Origin of the sequence: Vibrio sp. YT-16 (assembly GCF_033337405.1) — a bacterium.
Taxonomy (GTDB): domain Bacteria; phylum Pseudomonadota; class Gammaproteobacteria; order Enterobacterales; family Vibrionaceae; genus Vibrio; species Vibrio alginolyticus.
On the sequence record NZ_JAWOQQ010000007.1, the window covers coordinates 150,864 to 166,761 of the forward strand.

Genomic DNA, 15,898 nt, shown 5'->3' on the forward strand with positions numbered 1-15,898 from the left:
AAAATTCTCGCCTACCTCACAGACAAGTTGCGCGGAGTTTGCAAGTCTGAAAAGAAAAAGAGGTAGTGGAAACCATGGTGTTGAAAAGTCGAAACAAATTGCTGCTGATAACCCTAATTCCGCTGCTGTTGATCACTACGTTGATCTCAGTGGTGTATTACATCAACAGCAGTAAAAGTTTGGAAGCGGAGTTAGCAAGAGACAGGCAAGAGCTCATCGAAACGAAAAAGAAAGAGTTACAAGCCTATATGATGATGGGCGTGACGGCGATAAAACCGTTATACGACGCGGATGTAAATGGAAGTAATAAAGAGGCAGCAAAAGAAATTCTGAAAGCCATGCGCTTTGAAAGCGATGGTTACTTTTTTGCCTACGACTCTCAAGGTGTGAATACGTTGCACGCCATCAAACCTGCATTAGAGGGTAAAAACCTTTACGACTTAAAAGATGAAAATGGGGTCGCAGTTATTGCGGGCTTGATTGACGCTTCTCAAAAAGGGGATGGGTTCCTCTATTTCTCGTGGCACAAACCGACCATTGACGCACAAGCGCCTAAGTTGGGCTATGCAGAATATCTATCGAAATGGGACTGGGTTTTAGGTACTGGCGTTTATATTGATGACATCGACCAGCAAGTTGCGATGCACAGAGAGTTAAAGACTCAAGAGCTAAAAGAGCATACGTTATCTGCCGTGTTGATTTCCGCTATTGGATTGATCATTACCAGTGTTCTCACCAGTATCGTGGTGTCTAAAGGTATTCAGCCATTACAACATGTCGCGGCTTCATTAAAAGATGTTGCCGCAGGCGGCGGTGACTTAACGGCTCGTTTAAAAGTCGAAAGTCAGGATGAAGTCGGTGAAGTGGCGGCCGCGTTTAATGATTTTATGGATAAGCTGCACCCACTGATGCAGGACATTCATCGCTCTGCGACGACAGTACAGACCGTTTCCCAAAGCCTGAACACTCAGACCAGCCAAGCGAGCGGTCAAATGCAGGATCACTGTTTAGAGACGGACAAAGTCGTGACGGCAGTGACGCAAATGAGCATGACTGCCAAAGAAGTAGCCAGCAATACTAATGCGACCGCGCAGGCAATTGACGATGCCAACAGTCAAGTCACCGCTGCTCAGCATGAGGTCGAGCAAGCAATAGAAGGCATTACCGAACTCGTGACGGAGATAGACAGCACGTCAGATGCAATTTCTGAGTTGAGTTTACAGACTGAAAAAATAACCAAAGTGCTGGATGTGATTGGCGAGATAGCCGAGCAAACGAATTTGTTGGCCCTAAATGCGGCGATTGAAGCGGCTAGAGCCGGTGAGCAAGGTCGAGGGTTTGCCGTCGTTGCGGATGAAGTGCGCTCGTTAGCCAGTCGTACACAAAATAGTACTCATGAAATTGGTGACATGCTTAAGCAGCTACAAAATGGTGTATCAAGAGCGGTCAGTACGATGTCGGTGAGCCAAAAAAGAGGTGTCAAAACGGCGGAAGAATCGGCGCTCATTCAGCAATCTCTTTCTGGTGTTCATAATTCTATCGGTACGATTCGAGATATGGGGATTCAAACCGCGTCTGCCGCCGAAGAACAAAGTGCGGTTGCAGAAGACATCAACCAAAACTTAGTGGCTATTCAACAGATCGTGAACAAAATTAATGAGACGTTGCAGCATGCCGAGTCAATCAGCACGCAGCTATCACAGTCTGGAACGGAAATTCACGGCTTGGTTGGCAACTTTAAACTCTGATGAACTGTTAAGTTGCATGGAAAGCACTGATGGTACGAAGAAAGCGAAAGTCATACTCGACTTTCGCTTTTTGTTTTGTGGAATAGGGACACTTTCCATATAAAGAGACATCAGATGATACTGAAAGCTTTGCCAAATGAGTCCATGCCTAGAGAGAAGCTACTGCAACGAGGGCCGCAAGCTTTGACCGATGCTGAGCTACTGGCCATCTTCTTGCGCACAGGCACCCGCGGAATGAACGTGATTGAGCTTGCAGATTTCCTTATTCAAGACTTTGGTTCGCTAAGACAACTATTTTCAGCATCAGAAGAAGAGTTTTGTCGTCACAAAGGATTGGGGCAAGCCAAGTATGTTCAATTGCAAGCGGTACTAGAAATGACACAACGTTACTTGGCGGAGACGCTAAAGCGTGGTGATGCCTTAACCAGTCCCGACCAAACTAAGTTATATCTGTCTTCTATTTTAAGGGATCGGCAAAGAGAGGCTTTTTATATTCTTTTTCTCGATAACCAGCACCGAGTGATAAAAGATGAAATTTTATTTGAAGGAACGTTGGATGCAGCGTCGGTGTATCCGAGAGAAGTCGTCAAGCGTGCTCTGCATCATAACGCGGCGGCTTTGATTTTGGCGCACAATCATCCTTCAGGCGTCGCTGAGCCGAGCCAAGCTGACAGAAGGATTACAAGGCGTCTCATCGACGCATTAGCATTGGTGGATATTCGTATTTTGGACCATTTCGTCATCGGAGATGGGGAAAGTGTCTCTTTTGCTGAAAGAGGCTGGATATAACTGTGCGTTTTTTAGGTTGTTAGTTGCTAAAAATCTGCTATCATCCACGCCACTAAATTTTTAACTGAATTCAGCTTGGACTGCTAAAAAAATCTGCTGTCTAAAAAAAGATCACGAAAACCTGTAAAAAGGATCTGTTCGGGTCTTGAGCAATGCATATCAAGTTAGTATAATGCGCGACCTTTGATAGCCTTGTATGGATTTTCCATAGCGGTTCTTAACCTCTAACTTCTTTTCGAGAGATAGAGAGGTTCGGCCACCAAGGTTGATATCGAGCTGAAACGATTTTGGAGAAGACATTCATGTCACGAGTATGCCAAGTAACTGGTAAGCGTCCAGTAACGGGTAACAACCGTTCACACGCACGAAATGCTACTAAGCGTCGTTTTCTGCCGAACCTACAAACTCATCGTTTCTGGGTAGAGAGCGAAAAACGTTTTGTTAAACTACGTCTATCTGCTAAAGGTATGCGCATCATCGACAAGAAAGGTATTGATACTGTTCTTGCAGACATGCGTGCACGTGGCGAAAACGTTTAAGAGGAAATAAGCAATGGCAAAGAAAGGCGTTCGTGAGAAAATCCGTCTAGTATCTTCTGCAGGTACAGGCCACTTCTACACAACTGATAAGAACAAGCGTAACATGCCAGGCAAATTTGAGATCAAAAAGTTTGATCCAGTAGTTCGCCAGCACGTTATGTACAAAGAAGCAAAAATCAAATAATTGGTTTCAGTCTCTTTGATGAATTGAAAAACCCAACTTTCGAGTTGGGTTTTTTATTACCTGAATAAAAGTGCTGAAGATAAAGTGTTCAGTACGTCATCGGATTATAAAGTACTGCTGAAGTTATTTTACTGGTCCGACTCTATACTCGAATTTTTGATTGATCGCTCTCTGCCGCTTCGTTACCACTTCCCTACACACTTGCACACCGTTGTTCTAGTCAAGCTCAATACTCTTTGGTAGTTTACTCATAACGATAAGAGAGTAGAGATGGTTATGCGTGTGAGTCCGGCTCGTCGCCGCCGATGGAACAATATTCTTATTCTGGGCATTATCGCGTTTATAGTGATCTTAAATGCGCCGATGTGGATCAAAACTTACCTATTAACAGACCAAGCAGACCCTTACCCAAATGTACTTCGCTCCGACTATACGGTGGAGTCTTTGTACTATAGTGGCTGGGAGTTTGAACTGCATGATGGACGATGGCAATCCAACATCAAAGTTGATGCACCGATCAGTGAACTTGTATCACGCTGGCAATCATTGGAAGGGACCGAGCTCACCTCAGAACAGTACGATCATTTAAAACCTAACCTGACGGTACCTGAAACGGTAGAAGTTTGGTATCAGGATCTCGAAGAGCCGCAGCGGGTGACTTTCTTTCGTTTACCTGATTTTTGGCTATTTAAAACCTGGCAAGACAAATGGGTCGCTATCTCCGTCGATGAAAACTACCTTATGCCAGAGTAGAGCCTTTTTGCGCCTATACCCCTAATAAGCTTCCCTATTTATCGTTTTTCTTTTCGATTATGCTAGCAGCGAGAACTATTAGCCGGTGAATTGGAGAATCTAATGCCTGAGTTGCCAGAAGTTGAAGTGAGCCGTATGGGGATTAGCCCCCACATGGTTGGACAAACGATCCAGTCGTTTACTTTTCGAACGCCTAAATTGCGCTGGGATATTCCTACAGAGCTTAAAAAATTGGAAGGGCAGGTGATCCGTGCGATTAGCCGTCGTGCGAAATACTTACTGATCGAGACAAACACAGGTACAGCCATTGTTCACTTGGGCATGTCTGGGTCTTTACGTGTCCTAGATGCCGACTTTCCGCCAGCAAAGCACGATCATGTGGATCTCAAACTAAGCAGTGGAAAAATACTGCGTTATAACGATCCGCGTCGTTTTGGGGCATGGCTGTGGTGTGCTCCTGGCGAGTCACATGCTGTGCTAGCAAACATGGGGCCTGAGCCTTTAACTGAAGAGTTCAATGCGGAATATGTAGCGGAGAAAGCTAAAAATAAGCGTGTCGCCGTCAAGCAGTTCATCATGGACAACAAAGTCGTGGTTGGTGTTGGGAACATCTACGCGAATGAGTCGTTGTTTAAATCTCGAATTCACCCTTCAAGGCCCGCAGGTAAGTTGACTTCTCAAGAGTGGAGGTTACTTGTTGAAAATATCAAAATGACACTTGAGATTGCCATTACGCAAGGTGGGACTACTCTGAAAGATTTTGCGCAAGCCGATGGAAAGCCGGGTTACTTTGCACAAGAGTTATTGGTTTACGGAAAACCCGGAGAGCCATGCCCAGAGTGTGGCGAACGACTTCAAGAGCTAAAGATTGGCCAACGTAATACCTTCTTTTGTAGTGAGTGTCAGAAGTAAGTCGAGCTATTATCGAGCTTAAGTTGTTGTAATCTTGCGTTCGAGCCTCAATAATTCAATCAGTTTCGAATAACTTAGTAAATTATATGAAAGTCATTTATCCGGGCACTTTTGATCCAGTGACTAATGGTCACCTCAATCTAATAGAACGTACTCACGAAATGTTTGATGAGGTTGTGATTGGCGTAGCCGCAAGCCCATCGAAGAACACTATGTTTTCATTGGAAGAGCGCGTTGCACTGATGCAGGACGTTGTAGCGCATTTACCTGGTGTGACGGTAAAGGGGTTCTCCGGGTTATTAGTGGATTTCGCGAGAGATGAGAAAGCTAAGGTTCTTATTCGTGGTTTACGAACAACGGTAGACTTTGAATACGAGTTTGGACTGACCAACATGTACCGAAAGCTATTACCAGGAATCGAGAGCGTATTTTTAACTCCTGAAGAAGAGTTTGCGTTTTTGTCGTCGACTATCGTGAGAGAAGTAGCGATTCATGGCGGAAGTATCGAACAATTCGTTCCCAAGCCAGTAGCCATCGCGATTGGGGAAAAACTGAATGAAAGACAGTAAGTTCCCTTATTATTTCTCAAACGCTCTCTCGATACTTATCCCTCGCTTTGTATATCGAGCACAAGCCAAGCGTTTACTTTCGAATCTGACCGAAGCAGAGCAGCACCGCTGTCTTGAGCGAGTGAACTATTACAATAAGTGTGAAACGCCGTTTTCAGTCGATAGCCGAGAACAAAGTTACGCGACTGTCGATACATTCAAAAAAACGAAAGGTTGGACGTATTTTTTCGATCTTCGCCAAGTTGTACGCTATTTCCCTTCCAGTTTTGCGTTTAACTACATCAACGGTGATGTTACACACATTCCCAATGTACCGAGCTTTATAAAAAGCCGCCCTATTTTTGGTAGCAACCAAAATTCAGTGGTGTTGAAACTTAATCAAGTTCGTCATTTTAAATTTATTGATGATCCTGTTCGCTATCAAGATAAAAAGGACATGGTAGCGTGGCGTGGCGTGGGTTTTCAGCCGCATCGTAAAAAGGTGATTCATGCGTTTTACAACCATCCGCAATGCAATATTGGCCAGACCCGCCCGGTAGAAGGGAAACCATGGGAAAAGGGCTTTATGAGTATTGAAGAGCAACTGCAGTATAAGTTTTTGCTCTGTATAGAAGGCAATGATGTGGCCACCAACCTTAAGTGGGCTATGTCGTCTAACTCCTTGGTTATTATGTCAAAGCCAAAATATGAGACTTGGTTTATGGAAGGTAAGTTAGAGGCAGGCGTCCACTATGTTGAAGTGAAGGATGACTATTCGGATTTGCCCGAAAAGATGGATTATTACCTAGCGAATGAGCAAGAAGCATTAGCGATCATTGAAAATGCGCACCAGTGGGTTGAGCAGTTCAAAGATAAACGTAAAGAGCGTTTGATCTCATTGATGGTTGCCGATAAGTACTTCGCTTTATCTCAGCAACAATAAAAAGGGGCGAAACGCCCCTTTTTATAATCTTAAGCTTCTAGAAATTGATCAACACCATTCTCACAGCGTTTAAGCTTGTTTTTAATTGTGTTTTCTAAAATCTCGTCATTTTGTCCGAGTGACGCGCGAGAGTTTTCTACGTGGTACAAGTGGTAGCCTACACCTGCAAATTTTAGGTAAAGACGTGACTTACCCGCATTCAACATGCGATGAACAAACTCGCTGTCTTCGCGTCCCCATCCAACAAAATCTTGGTTGAAGCCATTCACCTCGATGACATCTTGTCGCCAAAACGCCATGTTGCAGCCGCGAGTGGCTTTATCGTTATTACGCTCGTAAGAGAACCATTTCGATAGCAAGGCGTTGGTGATGCAGTTTTTACGATTGCGAATGCCTTTGCTGAAAATGGAAGGCACTAAGCCGTTTTCCATGATGGCCTTGCTGCAGCTTTCATCCGTTAACACACGTCCACCCTGCACAAACCAATTTGGTTTTGCGACTTGCTTATGTGATTCAATAAACGTTTGGGACAGCACCATGTCGCCATCAATCATGATGAGGTAGTCACCTGATGCTTTGGCGATCGCACGGTTGCGGCTCATTGAAAGCTGAAAGCCATTATCCTCGTGCCAACTATGAATCAGTGGAACCGGAAAACCTTCACGCATTTGGTCAACCATTGCTTTGGTGTCTTCTCGAGAGCCATCATCTGCAACAATTACTTCGTCAGGCAAAACGGTTTGACGTTTCACGCTTTCTAACACCGCTTTTAATGCTTCTTTCCAGTTGTAAGTGGTGATAATTAAAGTCGTTTTCATGATTTTTTTGCCTGTTCACGTAAGTAGAGATCGATATATTTTACAAAAGTAGAGTGCATGCTTAGCCAAGCTAGAATGAAGCCATGTTTGCCATCAAGGAAACCTCGTTTGAGAACATACATCTTCAAAAAGCTCGCAAGAGCGTGAACGATAGCGGTCGTTAACCCCGCTTTCTTTTTTCCTTCCCGTTCATCTGTCCAGGCCTTGAGGTATCCAGTGGTTTTATTGATGTAATGATGAAGGTGCTCGTAAGTGTAGTGATGCAGTCGACCATCCAGTTTTTCAGTTTGATAGTTTTTCTCATCAACTTTTTCATGAACGAGCGAATCATTATATTGTGTATATTCGGTGCGATATAAGCGCACAATCCAGTCTGGAGACCAACCAGAATGGTAGATGAACTTACCAAACGCTGAGCTTAGTCGATTAAGTTTGTATAAAACGTTCGGCTTATTGGCTGATACCGCGTGTAAGATACTTTCTTTTAGCTCTGGAGTGACTTGTTCGTCCGCATCAAGCCACAAAACGTAGTCTGCTGTAACGTATTGCTGCGCCAGTTGGCGCTGTTTACCGAATCCTGGCCAATCTAGGTTGGTGTAAAACTTATCTGTGTATTGTCGGGCGATTTCTTCAGTGCGATCAGTGCTGCCCGAGTCTAGAAGGACAATCTCATCGACCCAATCTTTTACTGTGTCTAGACAAGCTTGTAAGTGCTTCTCTTCATTTTTTACAATTAAGGCAACGGCTAAGGTTGGTTTGGACAAGGTCATTTCCTTCTTAACAAATCAAGACAGTAAGTTTACTGGTATTGAGGATACAAATCTTCTAAGACTTGATCGAACATGCTCATTACTTGAGTGTTGGTAATGCGGTTCATTGCCGTTTCATCTTTAGCGCGAGTTCGCCAGCTTAACTCGTGACTATTTTTGCCTGTTTCCGCAAAGATTGTTTCTTCATAAACCGAGACAACGTATTTTAGGTAGCGGTAAGGTCCCACTCGCAGCGGGTTATGGTGTGCATAGAGCCCGATGATTGGCGTTTTCATGGCATTTGCCATGTGTGCTGGTCCGGTATCGGGGGCGATGACCATTTCAACCTTATCTATTAACGCAAGCATTTGCAGAATTGAGCTTTGTCCAACTAAATTTCGACACGGTTCTTCCAAGCGAGATTGAATGGCCTCTGCCAGGTCCAATTCTACCTGAGCAGGGCTGCCTGCCAGAATCACGTTCCAGCCTTTTGCTCTGGCGTGATGAATCACATCCACATAACCTTCCGCGTTCCAGTTTTTATAAGCTTTGCTCGCACCAGGCACAATCAGCAGGTTAGGTTTACTACGAGAAATATGAGACTCTGCCCAAGCTTGGTCGTGGTCTGAATAAGAAAGTACCCAGTCTAGTCCTGCCTTTGGTACCCCAATTTGATGGGCAAAGGCCATTAAGCCATCTGCGACATGCAGAGATTGCGGGGAAGGCACTTTGACATTGGTAAATAGTGTTTGAAAGTCCTGGCTTCTATCAGAAGAGAAACCAAGTTTGTATTTTGCTTTAATGCCCAACGTTGCGACACTCGCTCGAATCGCGTACTGCATATGCAATAGCGCATCAAACTCTCTGCCTTTCAGCTGTCGCCAAAGTGATTTGTAGCCATCAAGTCCCGCTTTTTTATCAAAAACAATCACTTCTACACCATCGATGGCGGCTAATAACTGGGCTTCAAGTTTACCCGTTATCCAAGTAATCTGGGTCGAAGGCCAGTGTTTCTGAATAGCTTGAATGGTGGCGATAGTATTGCAAACGTCTCCGATAGCGGACAAACGCAAGACGCATAGTGACGATGGGGCAGAAGTGAACATAATTATTGTCTGATTCGATGAATAGAGGCAGGTAAATTATGCAGACATCCCCAATAAATGTAAAATACACGGCTCGAATATAGCTAAGTACCGATAAGTGTTCTGCAATGTCAAAGACAACACCACATCAATCGCAAGAATCTGGCAAGCCGGGTAACACCGGGCTAAAGCGCATCGTTAAAGCGACGGGTTATTCGATCCAAGGATTAAAAGCGGCTTTTAAGTATGAAGCTGCCATTCGACAAGAGTTGGCTCTGTTGAGTATCGCCGTGATTTTGGCTTGGCTCGTGGATGTCGGCATGGTTGAGCGTATCTTAATGATCGGGGTCGTGGTGTTAGTCTTGATTGTAGAGCTTGTAAACTCAGCGATTGAGGCGGTAGTGGATCGTATCGGTATTGAACGGCATGAACTCAGTGGTCGAGCTAAAGATATAGGCTCTGCTGCCGTTATGGTTGCTTTGGCGTTTGCTGCATTTACTTGGTTGTATATATTAGCCAGCCGGTATTTAGGCTAGAGGGTGAGCGTATGACTCAACAGTATAAAAACAACAACCAAGTGATCTGGTTTGATGACGAGATCATTACAGACCCTAGCCAACCGATATTTGATGCGGAATACTGGCAGTCCTCCGACAAGGTGGTTGGCAGTGCGACGGGGCGAGGCACGACATGGTTTATCCAACTAGAGAACATGCAAGCGGCACTACGTCATTACCGTCGTGGCGGTTTGTTTGGGAAGTTAGTTAACGATCATTATTGGTTCTCTGGCTGGGATAACACCCGTTGTGCGCAAGAGTTTCAGCTTTTGTTGGCGCTAATTGAGGCTGGGGTACACGTTCCTCGTCCTATTGCAGCAAGAGCCGTAAAGTCAGGACTCTTCTATCAAGCTGATTTATTAAGTGAGCGAATCCCAAACGCCAGAGATCTGGTTAGTATCTTGCAAGAACAGTCTTTATCGGTAGAAATGTATCAGAAAATAGGGCAAGAAATTGCCAAGATGCATCAGGTTGGCGTTAACCATACCGATTTGAATATCCACAATATCTTGATCGACGACAAAGATAAGGTATGGATTATCGATTTTGATAAGTGTCGTTTTGAAACTTCTGGTGACTGGAAGCATCAAAATCTAAATAGACTTCTGCGTTCATTTAATAAAGAGCGTTTAAAGCGACAGATTATTTGGCAAGAGTCCGATTTTGAACATTTTCAGGACGGTTATGCTTCTCAATCTTAATTGAGTTTTTTATCATTTTATATTGATTGCTCTAAGTAAGCCTTCTTGAGTCTCACGATGCTCGAGTGAGTCTATAAACTACAATAATCATAAAGTATTCATGTGTATCTGATGGCACAAAAATTAACGTAGGTAACATTTGTAATGAAAATATTAGTAACCGGTGGAGCAGGCTTCATTGGGTCAGCTGTTGTCCGACATATCATTCGTGACACCCAAGATACCGTCATCAATTTAGATAAACTGACCTACGCAGGGAATCTAGAATCACTGGTTGATGTCTCAGAGAGTGAACGTTACTACTTTGAGCAAGTAGATATCTGTGACCGAGCTGAACTAGATCGCGTGTTTTCAGAGCATCAACCCGATATGGTTATGCATTTAGCGGCTGAGTCTCATGTCGATCGCTCTATTGATGGTCCTGCTGCTTTTATTGAGACCAACGTGATGGGCACTTACCATCTGCTCGAAGCGGCCCGTCAATATTGGTCGGGCTTAGATGAAGCGCGCCAATCGGCATTCCGTTTTCATCATATTTCTACGGATGAAGTGTATGGCGATCTAGAGGGAACGGATGATTTGTTCACCGAAACCACCTCATACGCGCCGAGCAGCCCATATTCTGCATCTAAAGCTTCGAGCGATCACCTAGTTCGCGCTTGGCAGCGTACTTATGGTTTACCGACACTTGTCACCAATTGCTCCAACAACTATGGCCCGTACCACTTCCCAGAGAAGTTGATCCCTCTGATGATTTTAAATGCCCTCGATGGCAAGCCGTTGCCAGTGTACGGTGATGGTATGCAAATCCGAGATTGGCTGTTTGTGGAAGACCATGCCCGCGCGCTTTACAAAGTAGTCAACGAAGGTGAAGTCGGTGAAACCTATAACATCGGTGGCCATAACGAAAAAGCAAACATCGAAGTAGTGAAAACCATTTGTGCTTTGCTTGAAGAGCTGCGACCAGACAAGCCGGCAGGTGTTGAGTCTTATGAATCTTTGATCACTTATGTCAAAGATCGCCCCGGTCATGATGTGCGCTACGCAATTGATGCGACCAAGATTGCTCAAGAGCTTAACTGGACGCCGGAAGAAACCTTTGAAAGCGGCATTCGTAAAACCGTGGAATGGTACCTAAACAACCCGCAATGGTGGCAACGCGTGCTTGATGGTTCATACAGTTTAGAGCGATTAGGAGCGGGCGAATAATGAAAGGCATTATTTTAGCAGGTGGCTCGGGCACTCGCCTTTACCCTATTACACGCGGTGTCTCTAAGCAGTTACTGCCGGTTTATGACAAACCAATGATTTACTACCCGTTGTCAGTACTCATGCTTGCGGGCATTCGTGAAATCTTGATCATCACCACGCCAGAAGACCAGGAAGGTTTTCAGCGTCTATTAGGTGATGGCTCAGAGTTTGGCATTGAGTTGCAATACGCGATTCAACCAAGCCCAGACGGCTTAGCTCAAGCCTTCATCATTGGTGAAGAATTCATTGGCGATGACTCAGTATGTTTGGTGCTGGGTGACAACATCTTTTATGGGCAAGGGTTCACTCCAAAGTTAAAGAAAGCGGTTGAGACGGCAGAGAGTGGCAATGGGGCTACGGTGTTTGGCTACCAAGTGAAAGACCCTGAGCGCTTTGGTGTGGTTGAGTTTGACGCCGACAGAAAAGCTATCTCTATTGAAGAAAAACCAGCTAAGCCAAAGAGCCACTATGCTGTGACGGGGCTGTACTTCTTTGACAACCAAGTCGTGAGTAGAGCTAAGCAAGTCGAACCATCAGAGCGAGGTGAGCTGGAAATTACCACATTAAATCAAATGTACCTAACAGCAAACGAGCTCAATGTTGAAATGTTAGGGCGTGGTTTTGCCTGGTTAGACACAGGTACTTACGAAAGCTTGCTCGAAGCTGCTCAATTTGTTTCGACGATAGAGAAACGACAAGGTTATAAGATTGCATGTTTGGAAGAAATTGCCTTTAACAATGGTTGGATTAGCAAACAGAAGTTAATGGCGGCAGCTGATGCCCTTAAGAAGAACAATTATGGTATCTACCTATCAAGCATTGTGAGCGAAGATGACAATTAAACTTAACAGTCCATTAGCCCCAGACTTAACTAAGCTTTCTAACTATTTATCTCAAGTAAATGAGAGTGGTTGGTATACTAACTTTGGGCCATTGCATGAAAAGCTTACTAGACGACTTGAAACGTTTTTGGGTGTTAAAAACTTATTGTTAGTTTCTAATGGTACGCTGGCACTTCAGGTGGCATGTAAAGTTTTAGGAATTGAATCCGCGATCTCTACACCATTTAGCTTTGTTGCAACTTCATCAGCGTTGATGTGGCAAGGTATTGATGTGAGCTATTGCGATATCGATTCAAAATCTTATAACTTATCTCCAGATGCTTTGAAAGCAGCTCTTGAAGCAAATTCTCAAGTAGATGGTGTTGTTGCAACACATGTATATGGAAATCCTTGTGAAGTTGAGAGTTTCAAAGAAATTGCAGAGCAATATAAGGTCAAAGTTCTATACGACGCTGCTCATGCATTTGGAGTTAAGGTTGGTCAGGAGTCTCTCTTAAACTTTGGCGATGCTAGTACATTGAGTTTTCATGCCACTAAGATATTCCATACAGTCGAAGGTGGTGCAATTGTATTCAAGCGGCATGAAGATTATTTACGTGCGAAAGAGTTCATTAACTTTGGTCTTCAAGCGAATGGACAATTAGGCGAGCCAGGTATTAATGCAAAGTTGAATGAGTACCAATGCGCAGTAGGATTAACACTACTTGATCAGATTGAAGAGGTAATTGAGCATCGATCCAACCTGTTTAGTTTGTACCGGACGCTTTTAGAACCTTATGTTGAATTACCTCTTTGGCTACCCGAAGCGTCGTATAACGGTGCTTACATGCCAATTTTCGTTAGAGATAAAGACAAGCAGGAAAGACTACTTGATGCTTTGTCTGAGCATGATATTGAACATCGACGATATTTTACACCATCTTTAGATGTTGCTTACCCTGATAATCTGAGCTTTGGATGCCCTATAAGTCAGAAGATATCAAAAGGAATTATTTGTCTACCGCTACATGCCAGTATGTCTTCAAATGATGTTGAAGCAGTATGTAAAGTTATAGAATTGATATTAAATTAACCATGTGAGAGTTCTTATAGTATGAAAATTGCTATTATGCAGCCTTATTTTTTACCATATATTGGCTACTGGCAGCTCTTGGCTTCTGTAGATAAATTTGTTGTTTATGATGATATTCAGTACACCAAGAAAGGGTGGATAAATCGTAACCGTTACTTAAGTGCTTCAGGGAAAGTAGAGACTTTTACCATTCCTATTAAGAAAGACTCTGATTACCTTGATGTTAGAGAGCGTTTTATATCTCCAACATTCTTGAAAGAAAGAACTAAACTATTAAATAAGATTAGAGAGTCTTATCGAAAGTCACCAAATTTTGATGAAGGATATCAGATTTTTAGTGATATTTTGTTGGATGAAGAAGATAATCTATTTCTTTTCATTCTAAACTCTATAGAAAAAATAAAATCTTATTTAGATATTGATACTGAAATTATAATTTCATCGAGTCTGAATAATAAAAATCTTAAAGGACAAGATAGAGTTATAGATACTTGTGTTAAATTAGCTGGTGACACTTATATCAATCCTCCTGGAGGGCGGGATTTATACAGTGAATCGAACTTTCGATCTCAAGGCTTAACTCTAGAATTCCTAAATGTATCATTAAAACCATATACGCATACTCAGACAAGTGATTTTGAGCCAGGACTTTCAATACTTGATATGATTTTTAATGTACCTAAGACCCAGTTGATGGATTATTTAATATGAAAAGATTTGCAATTCATTCTGTGCCAAGATCCGGTTCATCTTGGTTAGGTGAGATTATTAATAGCTCTCCTGATGTTAACTATCTATATCAGCCGCTTTTTTCCTACGAGTTTAAATCATTTCTAGATGAAAATTCTAAAAAAGATGATATCGATGCGTTTTTTAATAACATTGCACAAACCAACTCTTCTTTTATTCGTCAAGATGCTGAACGAAAGGAAGGTCGTAAGCCTATATTCGAAAAGAACAATCATTTGGGTACTATCGTATATAAGGAAGTTAGATACCATCATATCATAGAGAATATGATCAAAAAGTGCCCTGATGTAAAGGTTTTAGGCTTGGTTAGAGACCCGAGAGCTGTAATTAGCAGTTGGTATAATGCAAAGCGAGAATTTAGATCCGATTTAGGCTGGCTTTTGGAAGAAGAGTTGATCTATGCAGGTAAGAAAAACTTAGAGAAAAAAGAAGAATATTTTGGTCTGTCTAAGTGGGTGGAGACTACAAAGTTATTTGAAAAACTTTCTCAGCTGTATCCAGATAACTTTAAACTTGTGCACTATAGTGCGCTGCTAGAAGACCCTCTAGAACAAGTTGAAGATATATTCGCTTTTCTAGGGCTAGAGCTTACCTCACAAACTAAGTCATTTCTTATATCAAAAAAGAAGGTTGATACTACCTACTCTGTATTCAAAAACAAGGATAAAGACATAAGCTGGCAAAATAGCCTTGATGCAGATATTGTAAGTCGTATAGAGGATTTTGTTAAAGAGAGTAAGTTGGAACACTACTTGTAGGTCGGTAATAATATGTCTGTTAAAGTTTCAATTCTTTGTGTTTGTTATAATCACTCTAAATATATTGAAAAAACAATTAATAGCTTTCTCAACCAGTCCTGTGATTTCGAATTTGAAGTTATTGTTTATGATGATCTCTCTACGGACAATAGTAGAGAAATTATTGATGAGATATGTGAAAAGCATTCGAACATAGTTCGAATGTATACTGATGAAAATCTTTACTCTAAAGGCATCCGAACTCTAGCATTGTCACACTTATCACCAAAGGCTAAAGGAGAGTACTTAGCTTTTTGCGAAGGTGATGACTATTGGATAGATAATACAAAGCTACAGAAACAATTTGATGCTTTAGAGGGGAACCCAAATATAGACCTTTGCTTTCACCCAGCATACTCAGAGGACCCAGAAGGCAATAGAGAGCTAGTCTCAAATCATTTTGAGGGGACCCATTACGTTTCTACTGATGAAGTTATACTAGGAGATGGTGATTACTGCCCAACAGCATCTTTATTTATCCGTAAGTCTGCTTTATCCCTAGCTTCATCAAGCACTATTAAATTAATGCCATGTGGGGACTATTTTATGCAGATTATGTCTTCTGTAAAGGGAGGCGGAGTCTACTTACCTGAACCAATGTCTGTATATAGAATTAATCAAAAAGATTCTTTTTCAACAAGGATATCCTCGTCCTCTCACGAAAATCAGAGAGACTTTTTGTTAGCAATGGCCAATAGTTTGGAGTCACTAAAACAAGACTTGGATGGAGTGAACTTAAAGTCATTTAACAATCGAATAAGAAAATATAAACAGAGAGCGCGAAAATCTCAAAGGAAGGCGATAAAGGAGAGGATCAGAAATCTAATATTCTCTAACCCTTCCCAATAAAATAGGTGAGC

Annotated in this window: 19 protein-coding genes; 16 read left to right on the forward strand and 3 right to left on the reverse strand. The window is 42.6% G+C overall.

What is annotated here, in order from left to right; genetic code table 11:
- The first annotated feature begins 74 nt into the window (after window positions 1-74).
- The 8 genes from R7F07_RS13855 to R7F07_RS13890 all read left to right on the forward strand — a co-directional run bounded on the left by R7F07_RS13855 (window position 75) and on the right by R7F07_RS13890 (window position 6,416).
- On the forward strand, window positions 75-1,748 hold the full coding sequence (locus tag R7F07_RS13855; protein WP_025768319.1) for a methyl-accepting chemotaxis protein: 1,674 nt from the start codon (window positions 75-77) through the stop codon (window positions 1,746-1,748).
- A gap of 114 nt (window positions 1,749-1,862) precedes the next feature.
- Entirely contained in the window at window positions 1,863-2,537 is a 675-nt protein-coding gene (gene radC, locus R7F07_RS13860) for a RadC family protein (RefSeq protein ID WP_017820707.1), read from the forward strand.
- A 302-nt stretch (window positions 2,538-2,839) separates the two neighbouring features.
- Window positions 2,840-3,076: a 50S ribosomal protein L28 gene (gene rpmB, locus R7F07_RS13865; protein WP_005384783.1), complete on the forward strand. Its 237-nt coding sequence runs from the start codon at window positions 2,840-2,842 to the stop codon at window positions 3,074-3,076.
- A gap of 13 nt (window positions 3,077-3,089) precedes the next feature.
- Complete coding sequence (rpmG, locus tag R7F07_RS13870; protein ID WP_004410866.1) at window positions 3,090-3,260, forward strand: 50S ribosomal protein L33; 171 nt, start codon at window positions 3,090-3,092, stop codon at window positions 3,258-3,260.
- Between the two features lie 276 nt (window positions 3,261-3,536).
- The gene (locus R7F07_RS13875; protein WP_031777180.1) at window positions 3,537-4,013 is read left to right on the forward strand and encodes a hypothetical protein; all 477 of its coding nucleotides are present in this window, start codon (window positions 3,537-3,539) and stop codon (window positions 4,011-4,013) included.
- A 102-nt stretch (window positions 4,014-4,115) separates the two neighbouring features.
- The gene (mutM, locus tag R7F07_RS13880) at window positions 4,116-4,925 is read left to right on the forward strand and encodes a bifunctional DNA-formamidopyrimidine glycosylase/DNA-(apurinic or apyrimidinic site) lyase (RefSeq protein WP_042522608.1); all 810 of its coding nucleotides are present in this window, start codon (window positions 4,116-4,118) and stop codon (window positions 4,923-4,925) included.
- Between the two features lie 86 nt (window positions 4,926-5,011).
- Window positions 5,012-5,494, forward strand: coding sequence for a pantetheine-phosphate adenylyltransferase (gene coaD, locus R7F07_RS13885; protein ID WP_005379411.1), 483 nt, complete (start codon window positions 5,012-5,014; stop codon window positions 5,492-5,494).
- Window positions 5,481-6,416 (forward strand): glycosyl transferase family 90, encoded by a 936-nt coding sequence (locus R7F07_RS13890; protein ID WP_171343039.1) that lies wholly within the window; start codon window positions 5,481-5,483, stop codon window positions 6,414-6,416. The genes coaD and R7F07_RS13890 overlap by 14 nt, the downstream gene beginning before the upstream one ends.
- A gap of 29 nt (window positions 6,417-6,445) precedes the next feature.
- On the opposite strand, the gene R7F07_RS13895 is transcribed toward R7F07_RS13890, so the two are convergent.
- The 3 genes from R7F07_RS13895 to R7F07_RS13905 are packed head-to-tail and all read right to left on the reverse strand — an operon-like array spanning window position 6,446 to window position 9,089.
- Entirely contained in the window at window positions 6,446-7,234 is a 789-nt protein-coding gene (locus R7F07_RS13895; protein ID WP_005379421.1) for a glycosyltransferase family 2 protein, read from the reverse strand.
- Window positions 7,231-7,998, reverse strand: a complete 768-nt coding sequence (locus R7F07_RS13900; protein WP_005395793.1) for a glycosyltransferase family 2 protein — start codon at window positions 7,996-7,998, stop codon at window positions 7,231-7,233. The genes R7F07_RS13895 and R7F07_RS13900 overlap by 4 nt, the downstream gene beginning before the upstream one ends.
- A 35-nt stretch (window positions 7,999-8,033) precedes the next feature.
- On the reverse strand, window positions 8,034-9,089 hold the full coding sequence (locus R7F07_RS13905) for a glycosyltransferase family 9 protein (protein WP_171343041.1): 1,056 nt from the start codon (window positions 9,087-9,089) through the stop codon (window positions 8,034-8,036).
- A gap of 107 nt (window positions 9,090-9,196) precedes the next feature.
- On the opposite strand from R7F07_RS13905, the gene R7F07_RS13910 reads away from it, so the two are divergent.
- From R7F07_RS13910 to R7F07_RS13945, 8 genes are all read left to right on the forward strand, one after another.
- Entirely contained in the window at window positions 9,197-9,604 is a 408-nt protein-coding gene (locus tag R7F07_RS13910) for a diacylglycerol kinase (RefSeq protein WP_005379424.1), read from the forward strand.
- Window positions 9,605-9,615: 11 nt separating this feature from the next.
- Window positions 9,616-10,326, forward strand: coding sequence for a 3-deoxy-D-manno-octulosonic acid kinase (locus tag R7F07_RS13915; protein ID WP_005379425.1), 711 nt, complete (start codon window positions 9,616-9,618; stop codon window positions 10,324-10,326).
- Between the two features lie 144 nt (window positions 10,327-10,470).
- Window positions 10,471-11,535, forward strand: a complete 1,065-nt coding sequence (gene rfbB, locus R7F07_RS13920) for a dTDP-glucose 4,6-dehydratase (protein ID WP_017634983.1) — start codon at window positions 10,471-10,473, stop codon at window positions 11,533-11,535.
- Entirely contained in the window at window positions 11,535-12,419 is an 885-nt protein-coding gene (rfbA, locus tag R7F07_RS13925; RefSeq protein WP_054576842.1) for a glucose-1-phosphate thymidylyltransferase RfbA, read from the forward strand. Before rfbB ends, rfbA begins: the two co-directional genes overlap by 1 nt.
- Entirely contained in the window at window positions 12,409-13,491 is a 1,083-nt protein-coding gene (locus R7F07_RS13930; protein ID WP_054576843.1) for a DegT/DnrJ/EryC1/StrS family aminotransferase, read from the forward strand. The genes rfbA and R7F07_RS13930 overlap by 11 nt, the downstream gene beginning before the upstream one ends.
- A gap of 21 nt (window positions 13,492-13,512) precedes the next feature.
- Window positions 13,513-14,202 (forward strand): WbqC family protein, encoded by a 690-nt coding sequence (locus R7F07_RS13935; RefSeq protein ID WP_054576844.1) that lies wholly within the window; start codon window positions 13,513-13,515, stop codon window positions 14,200-14,202.
- On the forward strand, window positions 14,199-14,999 hold the full coding sequence (locus tag R7F07_RS13940) for a sulfotransferase family protein (RefSeq protein ID WP_054576845.1): 801 nt from the start codon (window positions 14,199-14,201) through the stop codon (window positions 14,997-14,999). The genes R7F07_RS13935 and R7F07_RS13940 overlap by 4 nt, the downstream gene beginning before the upstream one ends.
- A 12-nt stretch (window positions 15,000-15,011) precedes the next feature.
- Window positions 15,012-15,887 carry a glycosyltransferase family 2 protein gene (locus R7F07_RS13945; protein ID WP_054576846.1) on the forward strand — a complete coding sequence of 292 codons (876 nt, stop codon included), beginning with the start codon at window positions 15,012-15,014 and terminating at the stop codon, window positions 15,885-15,887.
- Window positions 15,888-15,898: the final 11 nt, after the last annotated feature.

What these genes read in the sequence shown, in the direction of transcription:
- R7F07_RS13855 (WP_025768319.1), top strand. Translation starts at nt 75, where the DNA reads ATGGTGTTGAAAAGTCGAAACAAATTGCTGCTGATAACCCTAATTCCG.
- radC (WP_017820707.1), top strand. Translation starts at nt 1,863, where the DNA reads ATGATACTGAAAGCTTTGCCAAATGAGTCCATGCCTAGAGAGAAGCTA.
- rpmB (WP_005384783.1), top strand. Translation starts at nt 2,840, where the DNA reads ATGTCACGAGTATGCCAAGTAACTGGTAAGCGTCCAGTAACGGGTAAC.
- rpmG (WP_004410866.1), top strand. Translation starts at nt 3,090, where the DNA reads ATGGCAAAGAAAGGCGTTCGTGAGAAAATCCGTCTAGTATCTTCTGCA.
- R7F07_RS13875 (WP_031777180.1), top strand. Translation starts at nt 3,537, where the DNA reads ATGCGTGTGAGTCCGGCTCGTCGCCGCCGATGGAACAATATTCTTATT.
- mutM (WP_042522608.1), top strand. Translation starts at nt 4,116, where the DNA reads ATGCCTGAGTTGCCAGAAGTTGAAGTGAGCCGTATGGGGATTAGCCCC.
- coaD (WP_005379411.1), top strand. Translation starts at nt 5,012, where the DNA reads ATGAAAGTCATTTATCCGGGCACTTTTGATCCAGTGACTAATGGTCAC.
- R7F07_RS13890 (WP_171343039.1), top strand. Translation starts at nt 5,481, where the DNA reads ATGAAAGACAGTAAGTTCCCTTATTATTTCTCAAACGCTCTCTCGATA.
- R7F07_RS13895 (WP_005379421.1), bottom strand. Translation starts at nt 7,234, where the DNA reads ATGAAAACGACTTTAATTATCACCACTTACAACTGGAAAGAAGCATTA.
- R7F07_RS13905 (WP_171343041.1), bottom strand. Translation starts at nt 9,089, where the DNA reads ATGTTCACTTCTGCCCCATCGTCACTATGCGTCTTGCGTTTGTCCGCT.
- R7F07_RS13910 (WP_005379424.1), top strand. Translation starts at nt 9,197, where the DNA reads ATGTCAAAGACAACACCACATCAATCGCAAGAATCTGGCAAGCCGGGT.
- R7F07_RS13915 (WP_005379425.1), top strand. Translation starts at nt 9,616, where the DNA reads ATGACTCAACAGTATAAAAACAACAACCAAGTGATCTGGTTTGATGAC.
- rfbB (WP_017634983.1), top strand. Translation starts at nt 10,471, where the DNA reads ATGAAAATATTAGTAACCGGTGGAGCAGGCTTCATTGGGTCAGCTGTT.
- rfbA (WP_054576842.1), top strand. Translation starts at nt 11,535, where the DNA reads ATGAAAGGCATTATTTTAGCAGGTGGCTCGGGCACTCGCCTTTACCCT.
- R7F07_RS13930 (WP_054576843.1), top strand. Translation starts at nt 12,409, where the DNA reads ATGACAATTAAACTTAACAGTCCATTAGCCCCAGACTTAACTAAGCTT.
- R7F07_RS13935 (WP_054576844.1), top strand. Translation starts at nt 13,513, where the DNA reads ATGAAAATTGCTATTATGCAGCCTTATTTTTTACCATATATTGGCTAC.
- R7F07_RS13940 (WP_054576845.1), top strand. Translation starts at nt 14,199, where the DNA reads ATGAAAAGATTTGCAATTCATTCTGTGCCAAGATCCGGTTCATCTTGG.
- R7F07_RS13945 (WP_054576846.1), top strand. Translation starts at nt 15,012, where the DNA reads ATGTCTGTTAAAGTTTCAATTCTTTGTGTTTGTTATAATCACTCTAAA.